Here is a 5,589-nt window from a genome sequence, read left to right on the forward strand (position 1 = left end):
TCTTTGATGAGGTGGCGGAAAAGGCACTGCGGATCTTCAAGCGGTTGCGAGTGCCGGACCTGATTGGCACGCCAACCTATGGCGAGGTCTGCGAAGAGTGGGTCTTTGACCTCGTGCGGGTGATCTTCGGCAGCTACGATCCGGAGACGAAGAAGCGGATGCTGCGGGAGTTCTTCCTGCTAATTCCAAAGAAGAATGGCAAATCAGCGATCGCAGCGGCGATCATCTTGACGGCAGCGATATTGAACGAGCGCCCGCAGGCCGAACTGATTCTGATTGCGCCGACGCAGAAGATTGCGTGCATCGCGTTCAAGCAGGCCAAGGGGATCATCGCCCTCGATCAGCATCTCACGACGCTGTTTCATGTGCAGAGCAACTTGAAGGAAATCACCCACCGCACCACGGGCGCGGTCATCATGATCCTGTCGGCTGACGGCGATGTCGTGACCGGATCAAAGGCGACCTACATCCTTGTTGATGAGACGCACGTGCTCGCTAGTAAGCACAAAGCGCCCGATATCTTCATTGAGCTGCGCGGCGGCCTGGCATCGCGTCCAGAAGGGTTCATGCTGCAGATCACGACGCAATCAAAAGGCCGCCCAACTGGGCAGTTTGAAAAGGAGTTGCAGCGCGCCCGCGATGTGCGCGACGGGAAACTCGATCTGCCTATGATGGCGGTGCTTTACGAGTTGCCGAAGGCGATGATCAAGGCCGAGAAGTGGCGCGATCCGAAGACTTGGGGGCTGGTGAACCCAAACCTAGAGCGCTCTGTTTCTCTCGATTATCTGCGCGACAAGATGCTTGAGGCAGAGCAGGATGGCCCGGAAGCAATGGCCCTGTTCGCCTCTCAGCACCTCAATGTCGAGATCGGAATCGGGCTGGGAAGCGGTCGTTGGGCTGGTGCCGATTACTGGCTCAACGCTGCGCGCAAGATGACGCTGGATGACGTGATTGCGTCCTCTGAGGTGTGCGTCGTCGGTATCGATGGCGGTGGGCTTGACGATTTGCTGGGAATTTCGGTGCTCGGCCGGCATAGCGAAACCAAGGTCTGGCAGCACTGGGGCAAGGCTTGGGCAGATCGTGACGTGCTCACTCTGCGCCAGATCATCGCACCGGAACTGATCAAGCTTGAGGAAGAACGCGAGCTGACTTTCGTCGACAACATCGAGGATGAGGCAAACCCGGAGATCGTGGAAATCTGTCAGCGCATCCGCGATGCATCAAGGTTTCCAGGCGAACGCGGAATTGGGATGGACCCGGAAGGCGTTGGCTCGATCATCGACGCATTGATCGATGGCGGTTTCGAGATGACAGATATCAGCCCAATCAGTCAGGGCTACAAGCTGAACGCGGCAATTAAGACTGCACCTGTGAAGCTGAAGAACGGAACCTTCGTTCATTGCGGCCAGCGGCTGATGACCTGGTGCGTTGGTAATGCGAAATGCGAAGCTCGCGGTAATGCCGTGGTCGTAACAAAGGCGCAGAGCGGATCGGCCAAGATCGATCCGCTTATGGCGCTTTTCAATTCTGTGATGCTGATGAGCTGGAACCCGGTCGCAGCAAAGCGGAACAACCTGAATGACTTTCTGTCAAACCCGGTGATGGTGGTATGAAGCGACTTCTAAAAGCGGCCATTCGAGGCGTTCGGCAGGAACTGGCTGCTGGCGAATCCGGGTGGGTCAGCACAACCACGGCACAATCAATACCGACCGCAGGCTATCTCTCAATCGCGGGAAAGACCGTGTCTGCAGATGCGGCGCTGACCGTCTCGGCGGTATGGGATTGCGTTAAGGTAACCTCGCAGGTCGCATCCTCGCTGCCGCTGAAGCTGTTCGAGCGGACGGGTCCGAATGCACGTCGGGAGGTCAATCACGATATCGCCTCGATCGTCAGCTACGCACCGAATTCTGTGCAGACCAATGTAGAGTTCTGGGATGGCATGGTTGCGCATTTGACGATGCGGGGAAACGCGGTTGCCGAGCGTCAGTTTCTCGGTCGCAACCTTGTCGGTTTAAAGCCGTTGCCGGGGATCATGCCGTATCTCGATCAGTACGGACAGATCGTTTACGAATATTACGATCGCGGGAAACGTGAACAATTGCCTGCAGAGAAGGTATTTCACCTGCGCAGCTTTGACCCTGGTACCGGGATCGGGCTTTCCGCGATCAAGTATGGGGCCAACTCGATCGGTGCAGCGCTTGCAGCCGATGAGACCGCAGGCAGCGTGTTCGCTAATCAGATGATGTCATCCGGTTTCTTGACCTCAGAGCAGACGCTCGACGCCGATCAGCGCGAGCAGTTAAAGGTGATGTTGGATGCCTACGTTGGATCGCGCAAGGCCGGGAAGACCATGGTTCTTGAAGGTGGTCTTGGTTTCAATCCGGTTCAGATGAACCCGGAAGACGCGCAGCTTCTGGAGACACGCCAGTTTCAGGTCGAAGATGTCTGCCGCTGGTTCGGTGTACCCCCGATTGTCATTGGTCATGCAGGGCGGGGGCAAACCATGTGGGGCACCGGCGTCGAGGCAATTATGCTGTCGTGGCTGACTTTGGGTATCAACCCGCTGCTGACACGGATCGAGGCACGGATGAATCGCGATATTGTCCCACCGGAAAAGCGCGGCAAGTGGTTCTTCAAGTTCAATCGCGAAGCGATGCTGCAGATGGATAGCCAGTCGAAGGGCGAGTTCCTCTCAAAAATGGGACAGTCGGGCACGATGACCGCGAATGAGCGGCGCGCCAAGCTCGACCTGCCGCCGCATGCGGACCCGGCTGCCGATAGCCTGCTCGCGCAAACTGCACTCGCGCCGATTGGCGATCTTGGAAAGGGGAATGGCCAATGACAATTCGTAATATGCCAAAGGCCAGCGTGCCGGCACATCCTGGTGTTCTGCCGCAGGTGAGCGAGGTCGCAGCAAAGCGCTGGAACCCAGAGATCCGTGCGGCTGCGAATGGTACGAATGACACTCGCACAATCTCTATTCTCGATGTGATCGGCGCTGATTTCATGGGGAATGGGGTAACGTCCAAGCGTATTTCAGCCGCGCTGCGGGCTATGGGAGACGGTCCGGTCACGGTCAATATCAACAGCCCTGGTGGAGATTTCTTTGAGGGCCTGGCGATCTACAACCTGCTGCGTGAGCACAAGGGTGAGGTCACCGTAAAGGTGATCGGTATAGCGGCCTCGGCGGCATCGGTGATCGCGATGGCTGGTGACACAGTTCAAATGGCGCGTGCCAGCTTTCTGATGATCCACAACACTTGGGTGATGGCTGCGGGCGACCGAAATGCGTTGCGCGATGTAGCGAACTGGCTTGAGCCCTTTGATGAAGCTGCCGTCAGCATCTACGGCGCACGCACTGGGATCGATGCCAAGAAGCTCGGGGCAATGCTCGACAAGGAAATGTGGATTGCAGGCGATAGCGCGGTGGAACAGGGGTTCGCAGATGAACTTCTGAGCGCTGATCAACTCGACACCGCGCTGTCGAATGCCGCTGATTTGGGCCTGGCAGCGATCCGTAAACTTGACCTGATGCTGGCAAGCGGCATCCGGGCTTCGAAATCCGAACGGCGAGAGCTTCTCGCCGCGGCAAAGGGGGGCAAGTCTGGCGCTGCCCTGACCGGCATGTCTGGCGCTGCCGTTAGCGATTGGGCGCAAGAGGCGCTCAACAAACTGAAAACTCTCTGAGGAAAACGACTATGAAAAAGCTGATGATGCCCGCCATTCACTTGGCGGCAATGCAGACGCATGTCCCGGTTGCAGTGATCGGTGGCGTGCGCAACGACGCCGCGCCCGGTGATACCGAGGCGATGCTCAAAAAGGTCAGCCAACAGCTTGACCAGATCAACGGCGAAACCAAGAAGGCCGCTGAGAACGCACTGAGCGAGGCCAAAAAGGTCGGCGAAGTCTCGGCAGAAACGAAGGCCACAGCCGACAAGCTGCTGAACCAGCAGACCGAGCTGAGCAATGCAGTCAAGAAGATGACCGACGAGCTCGAAGGCGTGAACCAGAAGCATTTGGATCTGGCGCAAAAGATTGCCGACGGTCTTCCGGGTAATAAGACCAGCGGCGTCAAATCTCTCGGCCAAGCGGTTATGGAAAGCCATGACAAGATCAAGGCGTTCAACGGCGGTACACTGTCGCTGACGGTCAACAATGCGATCACTACGGCGTCTGGTTCCGGCGGCGGTTTGATCTTCCATGATGAATAGCGTGATCCTGTTAGTATGCCTAAGCGTCGTCTGCATGTGGGTCAGACGCTCACCAAGGGGCGTACGGCTTCGGATTTGGTGATCTACCGCAAACAGGTGATCCGTACCAATGCTGCAGCGCCGGTGGCCGAGGGTGGCACCTATCAGGCTTCGAGCTATGGCTGGGATAAGGCAACGGAACAGGTCAAGAAGATTGGCCATGTGACCCATGTCTCGGAAGAGGCCTTGTCGGATGCCGACCAACTGCAAACCGAGATCGACGGCGAACTTCGTTACGGTCTCGATCTTGAAGAAGAAAACCAGATCCTTGCGGGCGATGGCACCGGCGAGAACCTCTCGGGCCTTTTGACCGAGGCGCCGGCTTTCGTCGCAGCTGCAGGTCTTCCGAATGCCACGCGCATCGATCGCCTTCGTTTGGCGATCCTGCAGGTGACGCTCGAAGACTACATTGCCTCGGCCATGCTGATGAACCCGCTCGATTGGGCGGCAATCGAACTACTGAAGGTTTCGGGAACGGACAACCGGTATGTCTGGGGCAATCCTGCCACCGGGAATACGCCGATGCTCTGGGGCAAAGACGTGGTGGACACCAACTCGATGACCGCTGGCGAATGGCTGGTTGGTGATCTTGCAATGGCAGCCACCTACTATGACCGCTCGCAGGTCGAAGTTCTGTTCTCGACCGAGCACGGCACCAACTTCATCGAAGACATGGTCACGGTGAAGGCGCGCAAACGGGCCACCATGGCCAACAAGCGCCCGCTGGCAATGGTGCAGGGCGACTTCACCTTCGTCTGATCGGCCTTCTGACAATGGGCGGCGCAGCATTTGATCTGCGCTGCCTTTTTCCTCAATAGGAGATGGACATGTTTATCCATGTGAAATCGACGCGGCATACCAAGATCGGCACTTTGCGCCGTGGTATGGTTTACAGCCTCGACGACAAGAACACGGCGGCACAGGCCGTCGTGGCCGCGCATAGCAAGGGCGACAATCCAGCTGTGAAGAAGATCACTGAGAAAGAAGCGCAAAAGCTTGCTGCCAAAGTGGTTTCTCTCGAAGCGCAGGCCGAAGAAGCAGGGCCCGATATCAGCAGCGATGCTGAAGAGATGGCTGCTCAGTTCGAAGCGATGACGGCTGCTCTGACCAACGCGCAGGAAGGCCATGCTGCCGAGGTGACAAAGGTCGCCGAACGCGATGCTACGATTGAACAGCTCAAGGCACAGTTCGAAGCGATGACGGCTGCTCCGACCGACGCGCAGGAAGACCATGCAGACGAGGCGGCACAGGACGTTGAACGCGATGCTACGAATAAACGACCAAAGGCACAGATCGAAGAGATAACGGCCGCTGCAGCGGACGCGGCGGAAAAGCAGGA

At 57.5% G+C, this 5,589-nt stretch carries 6 protein-coding genes; all 6 read left to right on the forward strand.

All coding sequences use genetic code 11. The annotated features are described in order from the left end of the window. A partial coding sequence (locus QZ571_RS18120) for a terminase large subunit (protein ID WP_295537528.1) occupies positions 1-1,613 on the forward strand: 1,613 nt, incomplete at its 5' end. Continuing rightward, on the forward strand, positions 1,610-2,842 hold the full coding sequence (locus tag QZ571_RS18125) for a phage portal protein (protein WP_295537530.1): 1,233 nt from the start codon (positions 1,610-1,612) through the stop codon (positions 2,840-2,842). The genes QZ571_RS18120 and QZ571_RS18125, both read left to right, overlap by 4 nt. Continuing rightward, the gene (locus QZ571_RS18130) at positions 2,839-3,687 is read left to right on the forward strand and encodes a head maturation protease, ClpP-related (RefSeq protein WP_295537532.1); all 849 of its coding nucleotides are present in this window, start codon (positions 2,839-2,841) and stop codon (positions 3,685-3,687) included. Before QZ571_RS18125 ends, QZ571_RS18130 begins: the two co-directional genes overlap by 4 nt. 11 nt (positions 3,688-3,698) lie before the next feature. Beyond that, positions 3,699-4,211 (forward strand): hypothetical protein, encoded by a 513-nt coding sequence (locus QZ571_RS18135; protein ID WP_295537534.1) that lies wholly within the window; start codon positions 3,699-3,701, stop codon positions 4,209-4,211. 15 nt (positions 4,212-4,226) lie between these two features. After that, entirely contained in the window at positions 4,227-5,009 is a 783-nt protein-coding gene (locus tag QZ571_RS18140; RefSeq protein WP_295537536.1) for a phage major capsid protein, read from the forward strand. 68 nt (positions 5,010-5,077) lie between these two features. Next, positions 5,078-5,589, forward strand: a 512-nt coding sequence (locus QZ571_RS18145) for a hypothetical protein (RefSeq protein WP_295537538.1), incomplete at its 3' end; no start/stop codon positions are given.

Source organism: uncultured Thioclava sp. (genome assembly GCF_913064665.1).
Taxonomy (GTDB): Bacteria; Pseudomonadota; Alphaproteobacteria; order Rhodobacterales; family Rhodobacteraceae; genus Thioclava; species Thioclava arctica.

What these genes read in the sequence shown, in the direction of transcription:
- QZ571_RS18125 (WP_295537530.1), top strand. Translation starts at nt 1,610, where the DNA reads ATGAAGCGACTTCTAAAAGCGGCCATTCGAGGCGTTCGGCAGGAACTG.
- QZ571_RS18130 (WP_295537532.1), top strand. Translation starts at nt 2,839, where the DNA reads ATGACAATTCGTAATATGCCAAAGGCCAGCGTGCCGGCACATCCTGGT.
- QZ571_RS18135 (WP_295537534.1), top strand. Translation starts at nt 3,699, where the DNA reads ATGAAAAAGCTGATGATGCCCGCCATTCACTTGGCGGCAATGCAGACG.
- QZ571_RS18140 (WP_295537536.1), top strand. Translation starts at nt 4,227, where the DNA reads ATGCCTAAGCGTCGTCTGCATGTGGGTCAGACGCTCACCAAGGGGCGT.